This window comes from Streptomyces sp. SCPE 10 (genome assembly GCF_051980735.1).
Taxonomy (GTDB): Bacteria; Actinomycetota; Actinomycetes; order Streptomycetales; family Streptomycetaceae; genus Streptomyces; species Streptomyces misionensis.
The window spans coordinates 6,343,036-6,365,203 of sequence record NZ_CP197069.1 but is presented as its reverse complement, the minus strand read 5'-3'; the positions used below and the strand labels follow the sequence as shown (position 1 = coordinate 6,365,203).

Sequence of the window (22,168 nt, the reverse complement as noted above, 5' to 3'; positions counted from 1 at the left end):
GCTCAGTCGCGGGGCAGCAGGGGTCCGAGCGGTCCGAGGTCCAGGTTCAGGTCCTCGGGCCGCAGGCCGTAGCGGTCGCGCAGCTCGGCCATCCGGTCCTCCAGCAGCATCAGCGTCAGGCCGATCCGCTCCTCCTGCTCCTCGGTCAGGTCACCGGTGTCGAAGCGCCGTACCGCCTGCCGTTCCATCAGCTGGCGCAGCAGCTCCACCACCGTGAGCACGAGTTTCACCAGGTCGCGCTCGACCGTGTCGGGTTCGAGGTCGAGCCGCTTGCGGGAGGTCATCGCGACCCCCCGCGGGGCAGTTCGAAGGGTGAGGGTACGGTCTCGTTGACCGAGCTGATCAGCGCGTTCAGGTCGATGCGGACCAGGTCCACGTCGGCGATGCGCAGCGTGACGTCACCGGTGATGACGACACCGCCCGCCAGCAGCCGGTCCAGCAGATCGACCAGCGCGATCTCCCGGCGTTCCACGACGGTCACCGCGCCTCCCCCGCCGTCACGCCGCCGCCGTCCTCGCGTGTGTCCTCCTCGCCGAGCCCGCTGAACGAGTACGCGGCCCAGGGCCCGGTCAGCTCCACCCGCAGCCCGGACGCCTCGTCCTTCGTGCGGTCCACCAGTTCCACGAACTCCTCGGAGCGGTCCCGGGGCACCAGATAGGCCGCGTTGAGCACGTTGGCGCCCCGCGCGCCGGACAGCGCCGCGTTCTGCGGAGGGTGCAGCCGGCAGTCCTCGGCGTGCGCGCACAGCCGCTCGTGCAGGGACCGCGCGAACGCCTCGGCGGCCTGGAGGCCCTCCTCGTGGGCGCGGGTGTCCGCACGGCGGCGGCGCAGGTAGTCCCGGCCGCTCATGGGCTTGTCGGCCGGCGCGGCGGCCGCCGCGGTCTCGGCCACAGCGGGCTCGGTGAACACCTTGACGCCCCACTCCACCCGGCCCGCCAGCCGGTCCAGGGCGCGCAGGAAGTCGGCCTCGCGCGCCTCGATCATCATGCGCACCGCGCTGTCGTCCCGGAAGACGGTGGCGAGGCGCAGCGGCAGCGGAGTGGTGACCGTGGTGAGCGCGTCGATCACGCCCTGGTGGGCGCGGGCGGTCGCGGCCAGCCAGTCCAGGTCCTCCAGGTGGGCCTTGAGCGCCTCCTCGGCGAAGTCCGCCTCGGGGACCGTACTGACCACCGCGATCAGCCCGTGGTGCTGCAGCAGGGCCGGCGGGGCGCCGCCGATGCCCGTCAGCTGGGCCTGCAGGGGCGCCCCGAGGGGGCGGCAGACGGCGTAGACGTAGCGCAGCCCGGTCGTCATGGCGCCTCCTTCCGCGTGCGGCCCGGCTCCAGTTCCTCCAGCCGGGCCAGCCGCTCTCTCAGCTCGGCGTTCTCCCGTGCCAGCTCGTCCCGGCGGGCCCGGGACGAGAGGGCCGGGTCGGTCTCCCACCAGTCGATCCCCATCTCCTTGGCCTTGTCCACCGAAGCGACGATGAGCCGCAGCTTCACCGTGAGCAGTTCGATGTCGAGCAGATTGATCCGGATGTCTCCGGCGATGACGATGCCCTTGTCGAGGACGCGTTCGAGGATGTCGGCGAGATTCGCCCCCGAGCTGTGCCCGTAGGGTTCGGGGAAGCCGCCGGACCTCGGTGCGGGCGTCGTCATCGACGGCCCCCGCGCTCCGCGTACTCGGGCTCCTCTTCCTCGTAGTCGTCCTCGTACTCTTCGTCCTCGTCACCCTCGCCGGCTTCGGGCTCCTCTTCCTCGTCCTCGTAGGGGCCCTCCTCCTCGTCCTCGTACTCCTCGGACTCGTCGGCGCCCTCGGGCTCCTCGGCCTCTTCGGACTCCTCGGGCTCCTCCGGTTCCTCCTCGCGGTCCTCCGGCTCGCCGGTGTCCTCCTCGGACTCGGGCTCCTCGGACCCGGATTCCTCGGACTCCTGGGACTCCTCCTCCGCGACCGCGTCCTCGTGGCTGCGGACGACCTCGCCGTCGCGTATCTCACCGCGCCAGCCGTCCTCCGCCTCCGCCTTGAGCGTGATGAAGCGGGCGAAGTGCTTCAGGTCCAGCCTGGCCCGGCGGCCCTGGGCGCGCCACAGGTTGCCCGTCTTCTCGAAGAGGCCACTGGGGTAGTACTCCATGACCAGCAGGATCCGGGTCAGGTTGTCACCGAGGGCGTGGAAGGTGACCACACCCTTGGTGCTGCCCTTGGCGCCTTCGGAGGTCCACTGGATGCGCTGGTCGGGGATCTGCTCGGTGGTGGTGGCCTTCCAGCTGCGGCTGGACAGGAAGATCTTCGCCTGCCAGTCGGTCTTGGTGTCGTCGGCGCGGGAGACGCTCTTGACGCCCTTGGCCCAGTTGGAGAAGTCCTGGTACTGGGTCCACTGGTCGTAGGCGGTGCGCAGCGGCACGCCCACGTCGATGAACTCCAAGATCACGGTGGGTTTGTTGCCGCTGCCCCGCTTGCTGCCCTTCTTGCCGCCACCGCCGAGGCTCTTGAACGCCTCGGTCACGCTGTCCTTGGCGCGGGAGGTGCCCAGTTCCAGCGCGGTGCGCAGCGGGCCCTTGCCCTCGGCGAGCTTGCGGCCGCCGTCCAGCGCGAGCTTGGCGAAGCCCGGGCTGTTGCCCTCGGCGATGTCGTTCAGCTTGCCCGTGGTCTCGCCCAGCTTGCGGCCGAGACCGCTGAGCAGCCGCTCGGCCTGGGCGGTCAGGTACTCCTGCGCCTCCGCCTTCAGCCGGTCGGCGGCCTCGCTGTGGGCGAGGTCGGTCAGCGGGTTGCCGCCCGCGGCGTCCTTGGCGCGCCCCGCGGCCGAGCTCGCGGATCCCAGGGTCTCGGTCATCGTTCATCGCCGCCCTTCGCGGACCCGGCACTCCGGGAGCCGGCCGGCTTCTTCGCCGTCGTCTCGCGGCGCGCGCCGGTCTTCTTGCCCGCCGTCTTCTTCACCGGGCCCGTCCGCTGCTCGGAGCCCGTCTTGCGTGCCGGTGCCTTCTTGGCGGCCGGCTTCCTGGCCTGGGACTTCCCGGTGTCCTTCCGCTCCTGCTCTTCGCCGTCCCGGCCCTCGTCCCCCCTGGCCCGGCGGTCCTCGCCCTCCCCGCGGTCCGCACCGTCCTCGCCGTCGCCGCGCTCCTCCTCGGAGCCGGCCGCCGACGAGGCGGATTCGCCGCGCATCTGGGCGGTGCGGTCGTGCAGGCGGTCGGCGAGGCTGCCCAGCTGGCGTTCGACCATCGCCCCGGAGGCCGCCTTGCCCACGCCGCGCAGTTCCTGGCGCAACTGGTCGCCGATCTCCTTGAACTGCGGGTTGTCGCTCAGCTGCCGGCGGGCCAGCTCGGCGAGCGCGCCCGGGCCGAGGTTGAGCTTCTTGCCCGCGACCAGCGAGCCGACCGCGAGCGCCATCTTCAGCTTCCTGGTGCGTCCCAGGAGGTATCCGGCCCCTACGGCGAGGCCCAGTGTCGTCCGGTTCATCGTCCCGTTCCGTTGCCTGTGGTGTCGCCGGGGCCCTGTGTGGCCTCCAGCCGGTCGAGCAGTTCGTCCTCGCGCCGGTCGAACTCCTCCTCGGTGATCTCGCCCGCCGTCAACTGCTCTTCCAGGCGGGCGAGTTCGGCCCGTACGGTGGCGGGGTCGTAATAGATACGTTCCGCCTCGCGGAGCACCTGGTTGATCGCCCAACCGCCGCCGCGCACCGGCGCGAAGGGCAGCAGCAGCACTTCCTTGATCAGTCCCATGGGGTCCTCCTTCCGGCCGGGCCGTCCGCCATCCGTCAGGTAGCCGCGGCGGTGGCGTCCGCCGGCTCGGCCGGTCCCGGTTCGACGAAGCTGTACGGCGGCAACGGGCCGTTGAGCCGCAGTTCCAGGTGGGGGTTGGCGGCGCGGACCTGGTCCACGGCCTCCAGGAAGTCCGCGGCGCCGTCGCGGGCCACCAGGAACGAGAGGTTGAGCAGCCAGCCGGTGGACTGCGGTCCGGCGCTGACCGCGGCGGCGGCCGGCTCCAGCAGGCGCCGCACCTCGGCCGCGTCCTCCGCCTCGCGCGCCTTGACGGCGCCCGCGACCATCTCGCCGAGGCGGATCTTGTCGTCGTAACTTCCGCCGCCCGCCTTGCGGTTGGCCTCGGCGAGGGCGCGCAGCTCGGACTGCTCGGCCATCACCAGGTGCAGTACGGCCTCCTCGACGTGATTGGCCTTGACGTTGTACTCGACCTTGCCGTCCAGGGCCGCGAGGCGTTCGCGGTAGTGGTCGGCGCGTTCGTCGAGGACCCGGGTGACCGTGTCGTCGTCGGGGGCGACGTTGCCGAAGCGCATGGGCAGCACACAGCCGGCCGCGCCGGCCTCGGCGAGCACGTTCTGGTGGGCCAGCAGGTCCCTGCGCTTGGGACGCAGCCCGTCAGGGGCGTCGCTCACCACGGCGGCCAGGTCACCCTGGGTGAGGATCCGCACGGGCCGGGCCGGCTCGCCCACGCCGGTCATCCCCTCGGGGAGTGCCGGGTGCGAACGCGCGGTGATCCCGTAGACGTACGTGCTCACTCCTGCTCCTCCTTGCGGCGGGCCGGGGCCTTGCGACGGGGCCGGGCCTCGCCCTCGTCTCGGGCCTGCTTGAAGGCGTCGGATATGGTCTCCGCGGCACCGGAGAGCGCGCCCTTGGACTTGCCGCGCGCACCGGATTCGGTGACCTGGCCGACCACGTCGGGCAGGCCGGGGCTCTTGTTGGGGCCGGATTCGAGATCGAGGCGGTTGCACGCCTCGGCGAAGCGCAGATACGTGTCGACGCTCGCCACGACGACCCTGACGTCGATCTTCAGGATCTCGATGCCGACCAGGGAGACGCGCACGAAGGCGTCGATCACCAGGCCGCGGTCGAGCACCAGCTCCAGGACGTCGTAGAGTCCGCTGCTGCCTCCGCCGCCGGTCTGCTGTGCCGGGACTACGGTCATGCCGGCCGTTCCTCCTCCTGAATAGCTGTGAGTGGCTGTTGGACGGTTCGGGTGCCGGGGCCGGGCGGCCTAGCGGCCGCCGGACCGGGGATCGGCTCTGCCACGCTCGTAGCGGCGGACCCTGCGATAGCCGGTGAGCTGCCCTTGCGGGTCGAGTTCGACCTGGTAGCCGCCCATCAGGCTCATGGTGTCCGGCACGCGGGACAGCTCCAGCACCTCCACCTCCAGCGACCAGCCGTCCTCGGTCTGCTCGAAGGAGGAGACCGACTCGGGCACCAGCCCGGTCAGCTCGGCGAGCTGCGCGCGGGCCTGGCGCAGGACCTCCATGGGCGTGGGGCTCCGGTCGCCGCCCTTACGGGATGTCCCGGAGTCCTCCCGGGAATCCCTCTTCTTCCTCTGGCGCGTTTCCTGCTCGGTCTCCTCGGATTCCTGCTCGGTCTCCTCGGGTTCGTCTTCGATTTCTGCTTCTTCCTCTTCGGGTTCCTCTTCGGGCTCTTGCGGGATTTCCTGTGAATTTCGTGTTCGTGATGTGCGATGTGTGTTCGACATAGCCACCTCTTCCTGCGGGTGGCCGCTCAATCCCAGGCCAAACCTTCACGCCCGTGCGAGCACCGCGCCCCCGCCCGGCTCACCGCACCACGGCCTCCTCCACCAGCAGCTTCGCCGCCGCGGCGATGCCCAGGGCGTCGATGCCGGCGGCGTGCAGCTGCTCGTCCGGGGCCGCCGAGCCCGGCATCGTGCGCACCCCGAGCCGGACCAGCCGGGGTACCGGCCGGCCGTCGCCGAACGCCTCCGCGACCGCGTCCCCGAGACCGCCCTCGGGGTGGTGGTCCTCGACGGTGAGCAGACAGCCGGTGTCCTCCGCGGCCCGGCGCAGCGTCTCGGCGTCGACCGGCTTGACCGAGTACAGATCGATCACCCGGACCGCGATGCCGCTTTCGGCGAGCCGGTCGGCGGCCGCCAGCGCCTCGGGCACGGTGACCCCGGCGGCGACGATCGTCAGCCGGTCCTCCTCCGAGGAGCGCAGCGTCTTGCTGCCGCCCACCGGGAACTCCTCGTCGGGGCCGTAGAGCACCGGCGTCTTGCCGCGCGAGGTGCGCAGATAGCGGATGCCGTCGAGACCGGCCATGGCGGCGACCAGCCGGGCGGTCTGGTTGGCGTCGCACGGGTAGAGCACCGTGGAGCCGTACACGGACCGGAACATCGCGAGGTCCTCCAGGCCCATCTGGGAGGGCCCGTCCTGCCCGATGGCGACCCCGGCGTGCGAGCCGACCAGGTTGATCCCGGAGCCGCTGATGGACGCCATCCGCACGAAGTCGTGGGCGCGGGTGAGGAACGCGGCGAAGGTCGCGGCGAACGGCACCCAGCCGCGGGCCGCCATCCCGACGGCGGACGCGACCAGTTGCTGCTCGGCGATGTAGCACTCGAAGAAGCGCTCGGGGTGCGCCTTGGCGAACTCCTCGGTGCGGGTGGAGTCGCCGACCTCGCCGTCCAGGGCGACGACGTCGCCGCGGGCGGTGCCGAGCGCGGCGAGGGCGGCGCCGAAGGCGTCCCGGGTGGCCACCTCGTCCCCCTCGTCATAGCGCGGGAGCCGGATCACCTCGGTGGTGCGGTCGTGCAGCGTCGCGGCGGCCGGCGGCTCGTTGACGCGGATGCGCAGGTCCCGGCGGCCGCCGAGTTCGGCGATGGCCTCGTCGGCGTCGGGCAGCGGCTTGCCGTGCTGGCCCTCCCGGTCCTCCACGGCGGCCACGCCCTTGCCCTTGAGGGTGCGGGCGAGGATCACGGTGGGCTGCCCGTCGGTGGACAGCGCCTCCCCGTACGCGCGGTCGATCGCGTCGGGGTCGTGGCCGTCGATCTCGATGGTGTGCCAGCCGAAGGCCTGGAAGCGGCGGGCGTAGGCGTCCAGGTCGTGGCCGTGCCGGGTGGGGCCGCGCTGCCCGAGCCGGTTGACGTCCACGATCACCTTGAGGTTGTCCAGCTCCTCGAACCCGGCGTGCTCGGCGGCCTCCCACACCGAGCCCTCCGCCAGTTCGCTGTCCCCGCACAGCACCCACACCCGGTAACCGGTGCGGTCCAGGCGCTTGCCGGCGAGGGCGATGCCGACGCCGACCGGCAGGCCCTGGCCGAGGGAGCCGGTGGCGGTCTCCACCCAGGGCAGCCTGCGGGGCGTCGGATGGCCTTCGAGGCGGCTGCCGAGCTTGCGGAAGGTGACCAGCTCACCGTTCTCGATGGCGCCGGCCGCCTTGTACGCGGCGTACAGCAGCGGCGAGGCGTGGCCCTTGGACAGCACGAAGCGGTCGTTGGCGGGGTGCTCGGGGCGCTCGAAGTCGTAGCGCAGATGGTTCGCGAGCAGGACGGCCACCAGGTCGGCGGCGGACATCGAGGACGTCGGATGCCCGGAGCCGGCCGCGGCGGCGGCCCGTACGCTGTCGACGCGCAACTGCTGTCCGAGTTCTGCGAGTTCGGCGGTGTCCATGGTTCTCCTAGCAAGAAGTGACGGGTAAGTCCTGACGGGCGGGCCCGGGTTCACCGGGCCGGGGCGCCGGGCGGCTCGCGCGGCGGTTCCGGCGCGGCCGCATCCGGCGGAACGGCCCGGGACCGGACGGGCCCCGACCGCACGCCCCGGCGCGGTGGTACGGCGTCCGGCCGGTGGGCGGCCGCCCGCAGGCGGTTGCCCGGCGGGGCGAGCAGGTGGCGAGCGCCGGTGACCTCGCCGGCCGCCGTCCGGACCGGCGGGACGCCGAGGTCGACGGCGAAGCCCGGTTCGCTGTGGCGGTGAGGGCGACGGTGCCGGCCGGGGCCGAGGGGACCGATGTCGCCCTCCGGGCCGGTGTGGCCGATGGTGCGCGCCTCCAGGTCGATCCGACCCACTGGCACCGGGCGCACGCGGCGCGGGGTGCCGGGCAGCGGGACAGCCACCCAGCGGGTCTCCGGTACCCCGGCGGCGACCTGGGGTGGCAGGGGCGGGTACAGGAAGTGGTCGGTGGGGTCCGGCAGGGTGGTCCCGGGCCGGCCGCGGGCCGACGTGCGGGCGGCCCGGTACCCGGCGGAACCGGCCCCGACGATCACCACGCGCGCTCGACTCACGGTTGCGCCTCCGGTGTGCGGCTCGTCCGAGGTGTTCCGCGTATCCGGGGGCATGGCAACGAAACGCTCGCGTGGCCCACCCGTGTGCGGGGCCGCGGGTCCCGGCGGGGCGTTTCGCGGCGGTGGGTCCGGTTACCCGGGGGCGAGCCAGTCACACCAGGTTTCCGCACGCGGAGGTACGTCCATGCCCGAATACGGTTATTTCCTGGCGAGCGAGGAGCACGGGCCGGCGGCTCTCGTCGAGCAGGCCCGGATGGCCGAGCAGGCCGGGTTCCGGGCACTGTGGATCTCCGACCACTACCACCCGTGGAACGCCGCGCAGGGCCAGAGCCCCTTCGTGTGGTCGGTGATCGGGGCGCTGTCGCAGGCGGTGTCGCTGCCGATCGAGACGGCGGTGACCTGCCCGACCGTGCGGATGCACCCGGCGGTGACCGCGCACGCCGCCGCGACCAGCGCGGTGATGACCGGCGGCCGTTTCCGGCTGGGCCTGGGCACCGGCGAGGCGCTCAACGAGCACATCCTCGGCGACCGCTGGCCCCCGGTGCACGTCCGCCTGGAGATGCTGGAGGAGGCGGTGCAGGTGATGCGCCGGCTGTTCACCGGCGAGGAGGTCAACCACCACGGCCCGCACTACACCGTGGAGAACGCCCGCCTCTACACCGTCCCGGACGAGCCCGTGCCGATCGACATCTCCGGGTTCGGGCCCAAGGCGATCTCTCTCGCCTCCCGGGTGGGCGACGGCTACATCACGATGATGCCGAAGGACGAGATGGTCACCGCCTACCGCAAGGGCGGCGGCGGGGCCGGGCTCGTCAGCGGCGGCACGAAGGTCTGTTACGGCGCCGACCGCGACGAGTGCGTCCGCACCGTGCACCGGCTCTGGTACAACGAGCTGCTGCCCGGCGAGATGGGCCAGGTGCTGCCCTCCCCGCGCCACTTCGAGCAGCTGCACGAGCTGGTCACCGAGGACATGGTCCGGGAGAACGTCGTCTGCGGCGACGACCCCGACGAGCACGTCGCGGCGCTGCGGGCCTTCGCCGACGCCGGTTTCGACCGGGTGTACGTCAACCAGATCGGCCCGGACCAGCGCGGCTTCTTCGACTTCTACCGCACGAAGGTGCTGCCGAGGCTGGCCGAGGGCTGACGCCCCGCGCCGTCAGTGGCCGCGCGGGACGTCCTCCTCCGCGGCCATGTCGGCCGGGGTGCGGGGCGGGTCGTGCGGCATCGGCGGGTACGGCAGGCCGAGACCGCCCGGCGGGCTGACCGGCGAAGTGCCGCCGATCACGCGGTGCGGCGTGCGCGGACCCCGGTGGGAGTGGGCGGCGGCGCGCAGCGCGTAGGCCGCCGCGGTCAGCAGCGCCGCGGTGATCAGCGCGGCCGCCCAGCCGGGCAGGCCGCCGGCCAGGGCCAGGCCGATGGCGAGGGCCACGGCGCCGCCCGCGTACAGCGCGGTCGCGCCGGAGGCGGCGTAGAGCGTCGCGGTGCGGCGCTGCTTGCGGGTCTGCTCGCGCAGTTCCTCGCGCACCGTCACGCGCGCCACCTGAGCCAGCTCCTCGACCAGCTCCTTGTCGAGATGTTCCAGATGATCCAAAGGCTGTGAACGGTTCATGCCACGCGAGTACCCTGAGCGCACGCCGGGTAACTCCAGGGGACCTGCGCGCCGGCGGCGGTCCCAACTAGGCTCGGCGGCATGGAGATTATGGGTGCTTCGCTGCGCATCTGCGTGGCCGACATCGAGACCGCGATCCCCTTCTACGAGCGTCTGGCCGGCGGCACGGCACAGCGTTTCGAACGCGGTGGGGTCCAGGTCGCCGCGATCGGCTCCTTCCTGTTGATGAGCGGCCCCGAGGCGGAGCTGGAGATCCTGAGCAAGGTGAAGGCGACCATCGCCGTCAAGGACGTGGGCGAGGCCCACCAGCTGCTCACCGGCCTCGGCGCCCGGATCCTGGTGGAGCCGGTGCCGACGCCGGCGGGCCGCAATCTGCTGGCGATGCACCCCGACGGCTCGATCTTCGAGTACGTGGACCAGCGCGGCTGACCTCAGGCCGGGCCCGGGCGCATCCTGAAGTCGTAGTGCGCGGGCAGGGGTTCGTCGGTGAGCGTGGCCCACACCCGGCCGAGCACGTCCTCGCCCTCCCTGAGGTCCGCGATCTCGAAGTCCGTGTCGAAGACGGCCCGGGCCTCGGCCCCGCGCCCCTCGGCGAGCAGCAGTTCGGCCTCCAGCAGCCGGAAGCGGCCGCGCCGGCGGACGGCGGGCGGCAGGCGCTCCCAGACGGCGCGGGCGTCCGCCGTCCGCCGGACGACGAGCAGCGCCCGGAGGCTCTCACGGCCGAGCGCCGCCCGGACCGCGGTCCAGGTCTCGCCGTCGGCGTCCGGGACGCCCGCGCCCGGGAGTTCGCGGCGCAGGTGGTCGCACAGGTCGTCGAAGGCGGCGGCGTACCGGTCGGCGGCCCGGTCGTGGTGGCCGTCCTCCTGGTCGGCGACGGCCAGGCAGCGCAGCAGCGGCCAGCGGGCGGCGACGCCCGGCAGGGCCCGTTCCCAGCTGCGGACGGCCTGGGCGCGGTCGCCCGCGTGCCACTGGGCGACGCCGAGGTGGTACTCGGTGTGCGGGTCGGCGGGCGCGGACTCCAGCAGGTCCCGCCAGTGCGGGGCGACGAGGGTCTCGCCGGGCGGTTGTGCCCGGCGCGGCGCGGGCAGCGCGCCGGTGCGCAGCAGTTCCCGCCAGGGCTCCTGGGCCTCGCCGAGGGTGGACTCGGGGAACGGGGTGCCGGGCAGCTTCCGGTTCCCGTGCAGCACTTCGAGCGCGCCCCAGCCGGAGCCGGTGGCCAGGAGTTCGCCGGGTTCGGCGTCGGCGTGCGCCCGCCAGGCCGCGTACGCCGCCTCGACGCGGGCCCGGGGCAGGGCCGTCTCCAGCCGCCGCGCCGCGCCCCGGACGGCCTCGCCCCACTCCCCCTCGGCCGGTGCGTCCAGCGGGCCGTACGCCTCCAGCCAGGACACCTCGCCTTCGGCGTCCAGCGGGACGTGTTCCAGCTGGGTGCGGGCGAGGCCGGCCTGGATCTCGCAGTAGCCGCCGGTGCCGGGTTCGGTGAGCCACCGCTGCCAGCGGCGCCCGCCGGGCCCGCTGCCCCAGACGAACAGCTTGCGACCGCGCAGCGCGTCGGTGGAGGTCTGCACCAGCCCGTGCCCGTCCGCGCCGAGGGCGGCGATCCAGCGGCGCCGGCCGTCCGGGATCTCGTAGAAGTAGTCGGCGGCGTGGGGCCCGGCGAGGGGGCGGCTGCGGTCGACGCCCTCGTACGACGGGACGGGCACCCGGCGCAGCCGGCGCTCATGACCGAAGTGCCAGGCCTCGTCGGCGGGGACGAGGATCCGCACCTCCTCGGGCACGGCGGTGTTGGACCACCAGTAGGTGGGCACCGGGCGGTCGTGCGGGTTGCGGATCCGGACGCCCACATACAGGAAGTCGGAGCCGTCCGGCAGCCACAGGTCGACCTGGAAGGGCAGGTCGCGCAGCCGCTCCCACTCCCACAGGCGCAGCATCGGACCGCCGTCCGGGGCGGGCACGGGGGCGGCGTGCAGGGGGGCGCAGGACAGGGTGGTGTGGCCGGTGGCGCCGATGTTCCATTCGATGCCGCCGGAGAACCAGGCGCCGTTGAGGGCGAAGTTCGCGGGCTGGAACACCGGGTTGCGGTAGAGGAGTTCGCGTCCGGTGGGCAGATGGAGCAGGGAGACGACACGGCCGCCGAGGCCGGGCAGGACGGTGGCGCGCAGCCGGTCGTTCTCGATCACCAGGGCGTCCAGGCGGCGGGGTGCGCGCATCCTGTCGTAGCCGTCGCGCACGCGGACCGGGAGCAGGTCGCGCAGAGGGGCGAGGCCGAGTCGGCGCGCCATGTCCGGGGGCATCCCGCTCGGTTCGGGGCCGTCGAGGCGGTGGACCTCGTCGAGGGGGCGCAGCGGGGGCAGCGGGTTGTCGGGGCCCGGCTCGGCCGCGGGCAGGGTCAGTACCGCACGTCGGATCCTCGTCACGAGGGCCATGGAACCCGGCGTGCGGCGACTCGGCCAGGGGAGCTGCCGGTCAGGATTGCGCAAAGGGCGTGGTCGGCGCGGGGCGGCCGGTGGTGGGCATCTCGGCGGTGAGCGCCCAGCGTTCGTGGTCCCGCCAGTCCCCGTCGACGTAGATCATCTTCGGGGAGAAGCCCTCCAGGCGGAACCCGGCGCCCCGGGCGAGCGCGAGGGAGGCGGTGTTCCCCGGCTGGGCGTTGATCTCCAGCCGGTGCAGCCCGAGCGGACCGAACGCGTGGCCGATCACCAGGGTCAGGCCCTCGCGCATCAGGCCGCGCCCGGCGGCGTGCGCGAACGCGCCGTAGCCGAGGGCGCCGCACTGGAAGCCGCCCCGGACGATGTTGTTGATGTTGATGAACCCGGCGATGCCGCCGCCGTCCTTCTCGCACACCAGGAACCCTGCCTTCGACGGGTCCTCGATCAGCCGGCCGGCGTACTGCGCGTACGCCTCCTCGCCGTCCGGCGGGAACAGCCACGGACGGTGCAGGTCCTTGCTCTCCCGGGCGCGGGCGGTGAACTCGGGGCCGTCTTCGAGGGTGAAGTGACGGATGCCCACGCGGGGGCCTTCGGCGAGGTGGCGGGACGTGGTGTGCGGCATCCGGTCAGCCTACGACGCGCCCGCGCCTCCTCGCGCGCACGGCCCCGCGCGGGTGTCCGGTCAGCTCAGCGCGGGTTCCTCCAGGGTCAGGGTCGCGGTGTCCGCGTCCAGTTCGGCGGGGACGCCGAGGGGCACCGTGAGCGCGCCCTCGCAGTGCCCGAACCCCATCTCCTCGACGACCGGCACCCCGAGCCCGCCGAGCCGGTCGGCGAGGACCGCGCGCACCTCCTCGTACGGGCCGCAGCCTTCCCAGGACCCGAGCCCGATCCCGGCGACGCCGTCGAGCCAGCCGGAGCGCAGCAACTGGGTGGCCAACCGGTCGATGCGGTACGGCGCCTCGGTCACGTCCTCGATCATGAGCAGTGCGCCGCGCGCGCCGCGGTGGGCGAACGGGGTGCCGAGGTCGGCGGCGAGCCCGCCGAGATAGCCGCCGAGGGTCACCCCGCGGGCCCGGCCGGGCACCAGCGCCGTGCCTGCCGTGGCGATCGTCCGCACCGTCTCCGGCGCGAACAGGGTGGCCTTCAGGTGTTCCTGCGTCCGGGCGTTCTTGATGAAGTCGATGCCGGCGGCGACCGGCCCGTACAGGGTGACCAGGCCGAGCCGGGTGGCGAACGCCTGGTGCAGGTGGGTGACGTCGCTGAACCCGACGAACACCTTCGGTCCGGCCGCGGCCATCGCGTCCCAGTCGACCAGGTCGGCCATGCGCTGGGCGCCGTAGCCGCCGCGGGCGCACAGCACCGCGGCGACGGACGGGTCGCACCAGGCGCGTTGCAGGTCCGCGGCCCGGTCGGCGTCGCTGCCCGCGAGATAGCCGAGCGTTTCGTGGCGGTCCAGCACGTGGGGCATGACGACGGGGTCGAGGTCCCAGCCGCGCAGCACGTCCAGGCCCGCCTGGAGGCGTTCCTCGGGCACCGGCCCGCTGGACGCGACGACGGCCACCCTGGCGCCGGGAGCAAGTCGCGGTGGCCGTACGAGCGCTCTCACGTGCGCAGCTCCAGTCGGGGTACGTCGGGTACGTCCAGCTTGAACACCTGGGCGTACAGGGACAGTTCGGCTTCCAGAGCGCGGGTCATGGTGTCGGCCCGGCGGAATCCGTGGCCCTCCCCCTCGAAGGTGAGGTAGGCGTGCGGGACGCCCAGGCCCTGGACGCGGGCGAGGAGTTCCTCGCACTGGGCGGGCGGGCAGATCACGTCGTCCAGCCCCTGGAGCAGCAGGAAGGGCGCGGTGAGCCGGTCGGCGTGGGTGACCGGGGAGCGCTCGGTGTAGCGGGTGGGCACCTCGGTGAACGAGCCGATCAGGTACTCCAGGTAGCGCGACTCGAAGTCGTGGGTGCCCCCGGAGGCCCAGGCGGTCAGGTCCAGGATCGGGTAGATGATGGTGCCGCAGGCGTAGACGTCGGTGGTGGCCAGCGAGGCCGCGGTGGTCCAGCCGCCGGCGCTGCCGCCGCGGATCGCGAGCCGGGCGGGGTCGGCGGTGCCCTCCTCGGCGAGGGCGCGGGCGACGGCCGCGCAGTCCTCGACGTCGACCACGCCCCACTGCTCGCGCAGCCGCTCGCGGTAGGCGCGCCCGTAGCCGGTGGAACCGCCGTAGTTGACCTCGGCGACACCGATGCCGCGGGAGGTGAAGTAGGCGATCTCCAGGTCGAGGACGAGCGGCACCCTGCTGGTGGGTCCGCCGTGCGCCCAGATGACGTAGGGCGGCAGCTCGCCGTCGGGCGCGGCGTGCCCGGGGTGGTGCGGCGGGTAGACCTGGGCGTGCACCTCGCGGCCGTCGGGGCCGGTGAAGACGCGGATCTGCGGCTCGGGGTAGTAGGCGGGGTCCACGGGGTCGCGGTGCCGCGCGCCGAGGGCGCGGGCCCGGCCGGTGGTGGTGTCCAGCTCGACCACCTCGTACGCGGTGCGCGGGCTGGCGCCGACGGCGACGATCCGGCTGCCGTGCGCGGCGAGGCTGCCGGCGAACTCGGTCCAGGGGCCGGCGGCGTCGACGATCTCGCCGGATTCGGGATCCAGGATCCCGAGTACGGTCGACCCCTTGCCGTGGACGACCGCGATCAGCCCGTTGTCGAGCGGCGCGAACCAGCGCAGGCCCAGTTGCCACAGCGGGCCGCCGAACTCCTCCTCGCGGGGGCACAGGGGGGTGCCGTCGCGGTAGAGGTTCCACCAGCCGCTGCGGTCGCTCGTGTACAGGATCCTGCCGTCCGTGGACCATTCCACCTGCGCGATGGCCTCGTCCGGGCCGCCCGCGACGGTACGCGCATCGTGCAGGGCGCCGTCCTCGCCGACCTCCGCCACCAGCAGCTCGGTGCCCTCCCACGGCATCCGCGGGTGGTCCCAGGCGAGCCAGGCGGCGCGCCGCCCGTCCGGTGACAGCCGGGGCCCGGTGACGAACCGGTGGGCGTCACCGGTGAGTTCGCGCACCGCGGCGCGGTCGTCGGCGGCCGAGCCGTCCAGCGGTACGGCGGCCAGCACGCGCCGGACGTCGCCGGGTTCCTCGCCGGTGAACTCCTCCAGCACGCACCACACTTCGCCGCGTGCGAGGTCGATGTGCGGCTCGGCCCAGCGCAGTCCCCCGCCGACCGGCGAGAGGGGGGTGAGCGGGCGGGGGGTGCCGCCGGGCTCGTACCGGTACAGCCGCTGGTCGGCGAAGTGGGCGAACACCACCAGGGGCGCGCCCTCCTCGGCGACGGCGGTCCAGGGCCGGCCGCCGTACTCGATGACGCGGGTGCGCACGTTCCACGGCGGCGGCAGCAGCGACTCCTCGAAGCCGTCCGCGCGGCGCCGTATCAGGGCGCGCCGGCCGCCCTCGCCGGGGCGTGGCTCGGTCCACCAGGTCTCCTCGCCGACGATCCCCACCCAGTCGGGCCGGCCGTCGTGGGCGGCGGCGAGCGCGGCGTCGATGGGCGACGGCCAGGTGCCGTACGGCGTCTTCATCATGTCCTCCCCCATTTCGTCAGGCCGTGCGCAGGAAGCGGTCCAGGACACGGACGCCGAAGTGCAGCGCCTCGACGGGCACGCGTTCGTCCACGCCGTGGAACAGCGCCTGGTAGTCGAGGCCTTCGGGCAGTTTCAGCGGCGCGAAGCCGTAACCGGTGATGCCGAGCCGGGAGAACTGCTTGGCGTCGGTGCCGCCGGACATGCAGTACGGCACGACATGCCCCTCGGGCGCGAACTCCCGTACCGCGTCCCGCATCAGCCCGAACAGCCGCGCGTCCACCGGGGCTTCGAGGGCGACCTCGTGGTGGGCGAACTCCCAGGCGACGTCCGGGCCGGTGAGCCGGTCGAGGGTGGCGGTGAACTCCTCCTCGCCGCCCGGCAGATAGCGCCCGTCCACATGGGCGACGGCTTCGCCGGGGATGACGTTCACCTTGTAACCGGCGTCCAGCATCGTCGGGTTGGCGCTGTTGCGGACGGTCGCCTCGACCAGCTTGGCCGCCGGGCCCAGCTTCTCCAGCAGCCGGTCGACGTCGCGGAAGTCGGGCTCGATGCCGTAGAGGGCGGCCAGTTCGGTGAGGGCCGCGCGCACGGTCGGGGTGAGCCGCAGCGGCCACTCGTGCTCGCCGATGCGGGTGACGGCGGCGGCCAGCCGGGTCACCGCGTTCTCCTTGTTGACCTTGGAGCCGTGCCCGGCGCGCCCGCGGGCGGTCAGCTTGAGCCAGCCGGTGCCGCGCTCCCCCGCCGCGATCGGGTAGATCTGCCGCCCGGCGCCGTCGTGGAAGGTGAAGGCACCGGACTCGCTGATGCCCTCGGTACAGCCCTCGAACAGCTCCGGGTGGTCGTCGGCGAGGAACCCGGAGCCGTCCTCGGCGCTGGCCTCCTCGTCGGCGGTGAACGCGATGACGAGGTCCCGGCGGGGCCGTACGCCCTGGCGGGCCCAGGAGCGGACGACGGCGAGGATCATCGCGTCCATGTTCTTCATGTCGACGGCGCCCCGCCCCCACACGACGCCGTCCCGGACCTCCCCGGAGAACGGGTGCACGCTCCAGTCCGCGGCCTCTGCGGGCACCACGTCGAGGTGACCGTGGACCAGCAGGGCGTCGGCGGACGGGTCGGTGCCCGGGATCCGGGCGACCACGTTGGTGCGGCCCGGAGTGCGTTCCAGCAGCCGCGGTTCCAGGCCGGCGCCGGCCAGCCGCTCGGCCGCGTACTCGGCGGCGGGCCGCTCCCGGCAGTCCCCGCCGCCCCGGTTGGTGGTGTCGATCCGGATCAGCCCGGAAGTGAACTCCACGACCTCGTCGAGGGCCTGCGGGTCAGCCATACTGCTCCTCCACGGCGGCGGAGGCGATCGTGGTGACCGCCTTGAACGTGCGGATGCCCTCGTACATGGTGGCGCTGGTGTAGACCACCTTGCGTTCGCCGGCGCGCGCGACGCCCGGGACGACGGTCGCGGCCATCGCCAGGTGCTCGGCGTCGAACTCCACGGCGATGGTGAACGGCCCGGCCTCGACGGGCTCGTGGCGCACGGCGAGCCGCGCGGCCTCCTTGGCGGCGGCGCGGATGTCGGCGGCGGTGCGGGCCGGGGTGCGGCAGACGGCCGCGTACCGGGACACATGGTCCTTGACGGCGACCTTCAGTGCCTCGGGCGCGTAGCCGAGCGCGTCCTCGCAGGCCACGTCGTCGCCGGTGACCAGCACCACGGGGACGCCGTACTCGGCGACGACATGCGCGTTGAGCAGGCCCTCGCTGGCGCGCACGTCGTTGATCCAGACGCCGGTGATCTGGTTGGCGAGAAAGGTGTGGGCGAGGACGCCCTCCATGCCGGCGCCGGCGTGGTAGCCGACGAAGGCGATGCCGTCGACATCGCCGTGCTGGACGCCCTCCACCATGGACAGCGCCTTGTGCCGTCCGGTGAGCATCTCGACCCGCTCGTCGAGCCGCTCGAGCAGCAGGTTGCGCATGGTCCAGTGGGCCTCGTTGACGAGCACCTGCTCGGCGCCGCCGTCGAAGAAGCCCTCGACGGCGGCGTTCACGTCCGAGGTGAACATCGTCCGGCACCGCTCCCACTGCGGCGTCCCCGGCAGCACATCGGCCGGCCAGGTCACGCCCGTGGCCCCCTCCATGTCGGCACTGATGAGGATCTTCATGCTGCGCCACGTTACGCGCCGGAGGGGAAACTTCCTACGAGGCGGGAAGAGGTCGGGGTCGATCGCCTCCCGCGCGCCGGGGGCGGGGCACCGTGCGCCCCGCCCCGCGACGGCCGCCGCCTCACACGGAGACGTCCAGCCAGGGGGCGCGGGCCCGCTCGTACGCCGCGATCCGGTCGGCGGCGCGCAGTGTCACCTCCAGCTGGGTCAGCCCGGCGACGAGCCGGTCGCGGGCGTCGTCGTCGAGCCGGAACGGCGCCGCCCGGACCCCCGCGGCCTCGCAGCCGACCGTGCGCTCGGCCACGTCGACGTCGATCTCGGCGGCCGGGTCGGCGGTGGTGGCGGCCATCAGGGCGGCGGCCACCGCCGGCTCACACCACACGGGGACCAGCCCGGCGTTCGGCATGTTGCCCCGGAAGATGTCCGCGAACCCCGGCGCGATCACCGCCCGGAAACCCCACTCGTGCAGCGCCCACGGCGCGTGCTCACGGGAGGATCCGCAGCCGAAGTTCGGACCGCTGACCAGGATCTTCGCCCCGGCGCGCTCGGGCCGGTCGAGGACGAACTCCGGGTCCTGCCGCCACTGTTCGAACAGGCCGTCGGCGTATCCGGTGCGGGTGGTGTTCTTCAGCCACGCGGCCGGGATGATCTGGTCCGTGTCGACGTTGGGCCGGTCCAGGGGCACCCCGCGGCCGGTGACGCGGATGAGCGGTTCCATACGGCTTCTCCCTACAGGTCGGCCGGCGTGGCGAAGCGCCCGGCAACGGCGGTGGCGGCGGCCGTGGCCGGGGACACCAGATGCGTCCGGGCCCCGGTGCCCTGCCGGCCTTCGAAGTTGCGGTTGGAGGTCGACGCGCAGCGCCGGCCGGGCGCGACGGTGTCGCCGTTGATGCCCACGCACATCGAGCAGCCCGGCATGCGCCATTCGAAGCCGGCCGAGGTGAAGACCCGGTCCAGTCCCTCCTGTTCCGCCTGCCGGCGCACGAGCATCGAGCCGGGGACGACCAGGCCGCGCACGCCGTCGGCCACCCGCCGCCCGCGCAGCACGTCGGCCGCGGCGCGCAGGTCCTCGATCCGGCTGTTGGTGCAGGAGCCGATGAAGACCACGTCGACGCCGATGTCCCGCATCCTGGTGCCGGGGCGCAGGTCCATGTAGGCGAGGGCGCGCTCGGCGGCGGCCCGGTCGCCGGGCTCGGCGAGGGCGGCGGGGTCGGGCACCACGCCGTCGACCGGCACGCTCTGCCCGGGGTTGGTGCCCCAGGTCACCCGTGGCGCCAACGACCCGGCGTCGAAGACCAGTTCACGGTCGAAGACCGCATCCGGATCGCTGCGCAGCGTCCGCCAATGCGCGACGGCCTGGTCCCACAGCGCACCGCGCGGGGCGCGCGGGCGGTCCTTCAGATAGGCGAAGGTGGTCTCGTCGGGAGCGACCAGGCCGCTGCGCGCGCCCATCTCGACGGCCATGTTGCACAGCGTCATCCGCCCTTCCATGGACAGCGCGCGGACGGCGGGCCCCCGGAACTCGATGAGCGTCCCGGTGCCGGCGTCGGTGCCGCCCGCGGCGAGGATGCCGAGCGCGAGGTCCTTGGCGGTGGCGCCGGGCGGGAGTTCGCCGGTGACCGTGACGGCCATGGACTGCGGCCGCCGGGCCCGCAGGGTCTGCGTGGCCAGCACGTGCTCGATCTCGCTGGTGCCGATGCCGAACGCGACGGCGCCGAACGCCCCGTGGGTGGCGGTGTGGCTGTCTCCGCAGACGATGGTCGTGCCGGGCCGGGTGAGCCCCATCTGCGGGCCGATCACGTGCACGATGCCCTGCCCCGGGCTGCCCACCGGGTGCAGCTCGATGTCGTGGTCGCGGCAGTTCTCGGCGAGCACCCGCAGCTGCTTGGCGGCGCCCGCGTCCGACGGCAGCTCGCGCCCGTCGGTCGGCACGTCGTGGTCGGAGGTGGCGACCGCGAGGGCGGGCCGGCGCACCGCGCGGCCGGCCTCGCGCAGCCCGGCGAACGCCTGGGGCGAGCTGACCTCGTGCAGCAGATGCAGGTCGATGTAGATGAGGTCGGACGCCCCGGGTTCCACGACGTGCAGGTCCCAGATCTTGTCCACCAGGGTTTTGCTGGTCATGACTCGCCCTTTCGGAACAGGTCGCCGGGTGCGTCAGGAGGAGGTCGGGGCCGGCAGGTGGCGGCGGCGCAGCAGCGCCCGGTCGGCCTTGCCGACGACGGTGCGCGGGATCCGGTCGAACGCCAGGACGGCACCGGTCAGCCCGTGCGCGTCGAGGAGTTTGTCGACGGCGCCGACGGCGTCGTCGTCGGAGGTCCCCGGCGCCGCGCGCAGCACCACGAGCACCCGGTTGCCCAGGGTGTCCGTGTCGGCGGCGAGACTGACGGACTCGGCGACCGGGCAGTGCCGGGCGATGAGTTCGTCGAGATGCGGCGCGGCCAGGGGGCCGTCCGTGGTCAGCACCAGGTCGGTGACGCGCCCGAGCAGACGGAGGCTGCCGTCGGCCAGGCGCCGGGCGACGTCGCCGGTCCGGAAGTCGGGGCCGCGGAAGGTGGCCGCGTTGGCCTCGTCGTCGTCCAGGTAGCCGTCGCTGGTGCAGTCGGAGGTGAGCACCAGGTGGCCGAGGTCGTCGCGGTCGTACCCGGCGAGCGGTTCCAGCCGGGCGCGGACGCCCGCGACCTCGTGCATACCGCCGACGGTCTGCACCTCGTCCGCCATGTTGCCCAGGGCGAGGCCGAACTCGGTCGAGCCGTAGATGTGGCGGATGTGGATGCCGAGCACATCGGCGGCGGTGGCGATGAGGGCCGGGCTCGCGTAGGCGCCGCCGCACATCGGGCGGCGCAGCCGGGAGAGGTCGGTGCCGGGCCGCTGCCGGGCGGCCGCGATCAGGTCCTCGTAGTGGTTGGGCAGCATGCTGGTGTAGGTGGCACCGGTCGCGGCGAGTTGCGCCAGCAGCGTCGCGGGCTCCGCGGCCGGGTCGGCGAGGACCAGCCGGGCGCCGGCCAGCAGCGCCGCGAAGGCGTGCAGGTCGGTCGCGTGCGCCACGTCCAGGGTGTGCCGGCAGAAGAACGCGTCACGCTCGGTGGCCTCGATGTGCGCGATCCAGCGGCGGCGCTCGCGCACGAAGGGCTCCTGGCGCCAGGTGACGAGCTTGGGCGCCTTCGTCGAGCCGGAGGTCCACAGCATCCGGAAGGTCCCCGGCGCGAGGGCCCGGCCCGCCGCCGCCGGAGCGGCCGCGGTGCCCGGGTTCTCCAGGTCGGCGAGGTCCACGCGGGGCAGGGTGACGCCCGCGCGGTGGTGGTTGTCGGGGCCGACCCACAGCACGGGTCCCGTCATCCGCAGGGCGCGGTCCACGGCGGCCGCGTCGAAGTCGGCGAGCAGCGGGACGTAGGCGGCGCCGTTCGCGCAGAGTCCGAGCAGGAAGGCGAGGTAGGAGGCGTCGTTGGCCAGGCCCGAGCAGACGACCACGCGGCCCTCGGTGACGCCGCGGGCGCGCAGGCCGGCCGCCATCCGGTCGGCCCGCGCGAGCAGTTCGGCGTACGTGGTGCGCTCGCCGGCCGTGGTCTCGACCGCGATCGCGTCCGGCCGGCGTCGCGCGATCTCGTGCACCGCCGTGTGGAGTGCGGTCATCAAGAGACCCAGCCCGCGTAGGTGGCGAAGCGGAAGTCCTTGGCGAGGCAGTCGACGCTGCGGAACCCGGCGTCGCGCAGCCACTGCAATTGGGTTTCCAGGTCGATGCAGACGTCGAATTTCATCCGCTCACGGCCCGCCGCCCATTCGTCCGCCGGCGCCTGCTCCCGGATCACGTGCAGTTCGTGCTGGCTGTCGTAGAGGGACTCCAGGTGCGGCAGCGGTCCCTGGACCTGCTCCACGTTGACGAAGACGCCGCCGGGGCGCAGCGCCTCGCGGATGCGCCGGAACAGGTCGCGCTTGCCGGTGTGGCTGAGGTGGTGGATCGCGAGGCCGGAGACGACCGCGTCGAACTGCCCCTCGGGCAGCGGGTCGGTCAGGTCGCCGGTCTGCACCGTGACCCCGTCCTGGCTGGCGAAGCGACTGCGGGCCTGGGTCAGCATCAGGTCCGAGCGGTCCACGAGGACCACCTGGGCCTCGGGCAGTTCACGCAGGATCGCCGCGCTCAGCAGACCGGTGCCGGCGCCGAGGTCGAGGACCCGCGGGGCGGCCGGCACCGTCGCCGCGACGGTACGCACCGCGGCCTCGTAAATCAGGTCGAACGACGGGATCAGCTGACGACGCAGCGCGTCGAACGTCGTCGGGTCCCACAGGTCGTTTCCCTTGATCTCAAACGTTTGCGCCACTTCTTCTCTCCGTTCGTCACTGTGCCGCCGATGCGGAACGGTGGTGAGTATTGCGACGCGAAAGAATGGGTGTCAACGCTGTTGCGGTAATGCGCAATGGCACTTCCTTTTCCCCGACTTCGCTTCTGCGCAGTT

General features: G+C 73.3%; 25 protein-coding genes. 2 read left to right on the top strand and 23 right to left on the bottom strand.

Going from position 1 to position 22,168, the window contains the following annotated elements:
* Window positions 1-2 precede the first annotated feature (2 nt).
* From ACSP97_RS29210 to ACSP97_RS29155, 12 genes are all read right to left on the bottom strand, one after another.
* Window positions 3-284, bottom strand: a complete 282-nt coding sequence (locus tag ACSP97_RS29210) for a gas vesicle protein K (protein ID WP_146466255.1) — start codon at window positions 282-284, stop codon at window positions 3-5.
* Complete coding sequence (locus ACSP97_RS29205) at window positions 281-481, bottom strand: gas vesicle protein (RefSeq protein WP_355152536.1); 201 nt, start codon at window positions 479-481, stop codon at window positions 281-283. Before ACSP97_RS29205 ends, ACSP97_RS29210 begins: the two co-directional genes overlap by 4 nt.
* The gene (locus ACSP97_RS29200) at window positions 478-1,293 is read right to left on the bottom strand and encodes a GvpL/GvpF family gas vesicle protein (RefSeq protein ID WP_355152534.1); all 816 of its coding nucleotides are present in this window, start codon (window positions 1,291-1,293) and stop codon (window positions 478-480) included. The genes ACSP97_RS29205 and ACSP97_RS29200 overlap by 4 nt, the downstream gene beginning before the upstream one ends.
* Window positions 1,290-1,637, bottom strand: coding sequence for a gas vesicle protein (locus tag ACSP97_RS29195; protein WP_355533061.1), 348 nt, complete (start codon window positions 1,635-1,637; stop codon window positions 1,290-1,292). Before ACSP97_RS29195 ends, ACSP97_RS29200 begins: the two co-directional genes overlap by 4 nt.
* Window positions 1,634-2,809, bottom strand: a complete 1,176-nt coding sequence (locus tag ACSP97_RS29190; protein WP_355533059.1) for an SRPBCC family protein — start codon at window positions 2,807-2,809, stop codon at window positions 1,634-1,636. Before ACSP97_RS29190 ends, ACSP97_RS29195 begins: the two co-directional genes overlap by 4 nt.
* Window positions 2,806-3,432: a DNA primase gene (locus ACSP97_RS29185; RefSeq protein WP_355322700.1), complete on the bottom strand. Its 627-nt coding sequence runs from the start codon at window positions 3,430-3,432 to the stop codon at window positions 2,806-2,808. Before ACSP97_RS29185 ends, ACSP97_RS29190 begins: the two co-directional genes overlap by 4 nt.
* Entirely contained in the window at window positions 3,429-3,692 is a 264-nt protein-coding gene (locus ACSP97_RS29180) for a gas vesicle protein GvpG (protein ID WP_355152526.1), read from the bottom strand. The genes ACSP97_RS29185 and ACSP97_RS29180 overlap by 4 nt, the downstream gene beginning before the upstream one ends.
* A 35-nt stretch (window positions 3,693-3,727) precedes the next feature.
* Window positions 3,728-4,486: a GvpL/GvpF family gas vesicle protein gene (locus tag ACSP97_RS29175; protein WP_355152524.1), complete on the bottom strand. Its 759-nt coding sequence runs from the start codon at window positions 4,484-4,486 to the stop codon at window positions 3,728-3,730.
* Window positions 4,483-4,893, bottom strand: a complete 411-nt coding sequence (locus ACSP97_RS29170; protein ID WP_070023517.1) for a gas vesicle structural protein GvpA — start codon at window positions 4,891-4,893, stop codon at window positions 4,483-4,485. Before ACSP97_RS29170 ends, ACSP97_RS29175 begins: the two co-directional genes overlap by 4 nt.
* Window positions 4,894-4,962: 69 nt before the next feature.
* Complete coding sequence (locus ACSP97_RS29165) at window positions 4,963-5,352, bottom strand: gas vesicle protein (RefSeq protein WP_358675109.1); 390 nt, start codon at window positions 5,350-5,352, stop codon at window positions 4,963-4,965.
* A gap of 169 nt (window positions 5,353-5,521) precedes the next feature.
* Window positions 5,522-7,369, bottom strand: coding sequence for a transketolase (locus ACSP97_RS29160; RefSeq protein ID WP_355533055.1), 1,848 nt, complete (start codon window positions 7,367-7,369; stop codon window positions 5,522-5,524).
* Between the two features lie 50 nt (window positions 7,370-7,419).
* The gene (locus ACSP97_RS29155) at window positions 7,420-7,980 is read right to left on the bottom strand and encodes a hypothetical protein (RefSeq protein ID WP_440555018.1); all 561 of its coding nucleotides are present in this window, start codon (window positions 7,978-7,980) and stop codon (window positions 7,420-7,422) included.
* Between the two features lie 184 nt (window positions 7,981-8,164).
* Between ACSP97_RS29155 and ACSP97_RS29150 the strand changes: the two genes are divergently transcribed.
* Window positions 8,165-9,124, top strand: a complete 960-nt coding sequence (locus tag ACSP97_RS29150) for an LLM class F420-dependent oxidoreductase (RefSeq protein ID WP_355152519.1) — start codon at window positions 8,165-8,167, stop codon at window positions 9,122-9,124.
* 12 nt (window positions 9,125-9,136) lie between these two features.
* On the opposite strand, the gene ACSP97_RS29145 is transcribed toward ACSP97_RS29150, so the two are convergent.
* Window positions 9,137-9,589, bottom strand: coding sequence for a phage holin family protein (locus ACSP97_RS29145; RefSeq protein ID WP_355322694.1), 453 nt, complete (start codon window positions 9,587-9,589; stop codon window positions 9,137-9,139).
* Between the two features lie 81 nt (window positions 9,590-9,670).
* Here ACSP97_RS29145 and ACSP97_RS29140 point away from each other — a divergent pair, with 81 nt between their 5' ends.
* Window positions 9,671-10,018, top strand: coding sequence for a VOC family protein (locus tag ACSP97_RS29140; protein WP_355152516.1), 348 nt, complete (start codon window positions 9,671-9,673; stop codon window positions 10,016-10,018).
* A gap of 2 nt (window positions 10,019-10,020) precedes the next feature.
* Here the strand turns inward: ACSP97_RS29140 and ACSP97_RS29135 are convergent, their stop codons facing one another.
* The 10 genes from ACSP97_RS29135 to ACSP97_RS29090 form a co-directional block, all read right to left on the bottom strand.
* Window positions 10,021-12,012: a DUF5107 domain-containing protein gene (locus tag ACSP97_RS29135; protein WP_440555014.1), complete on the bottom strand. Its 1,992-nt coding sequence runs from the start codon at window positions 12,010-12,012 to the stop codon at window positions 10,021-10,023.
* A 40-nt stretch (window positions 12,013-12,052) separates the two neighbouring features.
* Window positions 12,053-12,637, bottom strand: coding sequence for a GNAT family N-acetyltransferase (locus ACSP97_RS29130; RefSeq protein ID WP_355152512.1), 585 nt, complete (start codon window positions 12,635-12,637; stop codon window positions 12,053-12,055).
* A gap of 60 nt (window positions 12,638-12,697) precedes the next feature.
* The gene (locus tag ACSP97_RS29125; RefSeq protein WP_355152511.1) at window positions 12,698-13,621 is read right to left on the bottom strand and encodes a S66 peptidase family protein; all 924 of its coding nucleotides are present in this window, start codon (window positions 13,619-13,621) and stop codon (window positions 12,698-12,700) included.
* A complete protein-coding gene (locus ACSP97_RS29120) occupies window positions 13,618-15,582 on the bottom strand; it encodes an LpqB family beta-propeller domain-containing protein (RefSeq protein ID WP_440555011.1) in 1,965 nt (654 codons plus the stop codon). Before ACSP97_RS29120 ends, ACSP97_RS29125 begins: the two co-directional genes overlap by 4 nt.
* A 4-nt stretch (window positions 15,583-15,586) precedes the next feature.
* On the bottom strand, window positions 15,587-16,891 hold the full coding sequence (locus ACSP97_RS29115) for a M20/M25/M40 family metallo-hydrolase (protein WP_358269560.1): 1,305 nt from the start codon (window positions 16,889-16,891) through the stop codon (window positions 15,587-15,589).
* Complete coding sequence (locus ACSP97_RS29110; protein WP_355322687.1) at window positions 16,884-17,717, bottom strand: M55 family metallopeptidase; 834 nt, start codon at window positions 17,715-17,717, stop codon at window positions 16,884-16,886. The genes ACSP97_RS29115 and ACSP97_RS29110 overlap by 8 nt, the downstream gene beginning before the upstream one ends.
* A gap of 121 nt (window positions 17,718-17,838) precedes the next feature.
* Entirely contained in the window at window positions 17,839-18,435 is a 597-nt protein-coding gene (gene leuD, locus ACSP97_RS29105; RefSeq protein ID WP_355152506.1) for a 3-isopropylmalate dehydratase small subunit, read from the bottom strand.
* Window positions 18,436-18,446: 11 nt separating this feature from the next.
* Entirely contained in the window at window positions 18,447-19,838 is a 1,392-nt protein-coding gene (gene leuC, locus ACSP97_RS29100; RefSeq protein ID WP_382014925.1) for a 3-isopropylmalate dehydratase large subunit, read from the bottom strand.
* 33 nt (window positions 19,839-19,871) lie between these two features.
* Window positions 19,872-21,347: a class I adenylate-forming enzyme family protein gene (locus ACSP97_RS29095; RefSeq protein ID WP_355152502.1), complete on the bottom strand. Its 1,476-nt coding sequence runs from the start codon at window positions 21,345-21,347 to the stop codon at window positions 19,872-19,874.
* Entirely contained in the window at window positions 21,347-22,033 is a 687-nt protein-coding gene (locus tag ACSP97_RS29090; protein ID WP_355152501.1) for a class I SAM-dependent methyltransferase, read from the bottom strand. The genes ACSP97_RS29095 and ACSP97_RS29090 overlap by 1 nt, the downstream gene beginning before the upstream one ends.
* Between the last annotated feature and the right edge of the window lie 135 nt (window positions 22,034-22,168).

Coding starts and splice junctions, on each gene's coding strand:
- leuC (WP_382014925.1), bottom strand. CDS start 19,838: ATGACCAGCAAAACCCTGGTGGACAAGATCTGGGACCTGCACGTCGTG.
- ACSP97_RS29190 (WP_355533059.1), bottom strand. CDS start 2,809: ATGACCGAGACCCTGGGATCCGCGAGCTCGGCCGCGGGGCGCGCCAAG.
- ACSP97_RS29135 (WP_440555014.1), bottom strand. CDS start 12,012: ATGGCCCTCGTGACGAGGATCCGACGTGCGGTACTGACCCTGCCCGCG.
- ACSP97_RS29095 (WP_355152502.1), bottom strand. CDS start 21,347: ATGACCGCACTCCACACGGCGGTGCACGAGATCGCGCGACGCCGGCCG.
- ACSP97_RS29180 (WP_355152526.1), bottom strand. CDS start 3,692: ATGGGACTGATCAAGGAAGTGCTGCTGCTGCCCTTCGCGCCGGTGCGC.
- ACSP97_RS29145 (WP_355322694.1), bottom strand. CDS start 9,589: ATGAACCGTTCACAGCCTTTGGATCATCTGGAACATCTCGACAAGGAG.
- ACSP97_RS29115 (WP_358269560.1), bottom strand. CDS start 16,891: ATGGCTGACCCGCAGGCCCTCGACGAGGTCGTGGAGTTCACTTCCGGG.
- ACSP97_RS29140 (WP_355152516.1), top strand. CDS start 9,671: ATGGAGATTATGGGTGCTTCGCTGCGCATCTGCGTGGCCGACATCGAG.
- ACSP97_RS29160 (WP_355533055.1), bottom strand. CDS start 7,369: ATGGACACCGCCGAACTCGCAGAACTCGGACAGCAGTTGCGCGTCGAC.
- ACSP97_RS29130 (WP_355152512.1), bottom strand. CDS start 12,637: ATGCCGCACACCACGTCCCGCCACCTCGCCGAAGGCCCCCGCGTGGGC.
- ACSP97_RS29170 (WP_070023517.1), bottom strand. CDS start 4,893: ATGACCGTAGTCCCGGCACAGCAGACCGGCGGCGGAGGCAGCAGCGGA.
- ACSP97_RS29185 (WP_355322700.1), bottom strand. CDS start 3,432: ATGAACCGGACGACACTGGGCCTCGCCGTAGGGGCCGGATACCTCCTG.
- ACSP97_RS29150 (WP_355152519.1), top strand. CDS start 8,165: ATGCCCGAATACGGTTATTTCCTGGCGAGCGAGGAGCACGGGCCGGCG.
- ACSP97_RS29120 (WP_440555011.1), bottom strand. CDS start 15,582: ATGGGGGAGGACATGATGAAGACGCCGTACGGCACCTGGCCGTCGCCC.
- ACSP97_RS29110 (WP_355322687.1), bottom strand. CDS start 17,717: ATGAAGATCCTCATCAGTGCCGACATGGAGGGGGCCACGGGCGTGACC.
- leuD (WP_355152506.1), bottom strand. CDS start 18,435: ATGGAACCGCTCATCCGCGTCACCGGCCGCGGGGTGCCCCTGGACCGG.
- ACSP97_RS29195 (WP_355533061.1), bottom strand. CDS start 1,637: ATGACGACGCCCGCACCGAGGTCCGGCGGCTTCCCCGAACCCTACGGG.
- ACSP97_RS29210 (WP_146466255.1), bottom strand. CDS start 284: ATGACCTCCCGCAAGCGGCTCGACCTCGAACCCGACACGGTCGAGCGC.
- ACSP97_RS29200 (WP_355152534.1), bottom strand. CDS start 1,293: ATGACGACCGGGCTGCGCTACGTCTACGCCGTCTGCCGCCCCCTCGGG.